This window comes from Flammeovirga sp. EKP202, from assembly GCF_014534745.1.
GTDB lineage: Bacteria > Bacteroidota > Bacteroidia > Cytophagales > Flammeovirgaceae > Flammeovirga.
On sequence record NZ_JACVVP010000141.1, the window covers coordinates 1 to 458 of the forward strand.

The window sequence follows — 458 nt, forward strand, 5'->3', positions numbered from 1 at the left end:
TAAATACTGTTTTATACTTATTGGCATTAGCATTAATTAGGGTGCCATCTAAAACATATTCTTCTAAATTCACTAATTCATGCTTTGCTAAATTCAAGACTAAATTAACATGTATATCTTCCAAAACATCTTTTAGATATTTACTCCGAAACCTAGAAATGGTAGCATGATCCGGTGTTTCACCAGAAAGGAGCCACATACATGGTATTGATTCTTTGGCTAGTTTCTCAAGCTCATGACTAGATCTATACGGGGTAGTGTAACTATAAAGAAGAAGTTTCAAAATTAGTTTTGGATGATAAGCAGGACGACCTCCTTCATTTGAAGGTTTATTTAAAAAATACTTACCTACTAAATTCATTGGTAAGCCTTCTACAAAGGAGTCAATTGCTCTGCATATATGATCTTGAGGTATTAAGCTATCCAATTGAGTTGGAAAAATACTTAGTTGATTTTTA

The 458-nt window shown here is 32.3% G+C and carries 1 protein-coding gene; it reads right to left on the reverse strand.

All coding sequences use genetic code 11. The annotated features are described in order from the left end of the window. Positions 1–458: transposase (locus tag IC221_RS29345; protein WP_188172333.1), on the reverse strand; the 458-nt coding region annotated here is incomplete at both ends.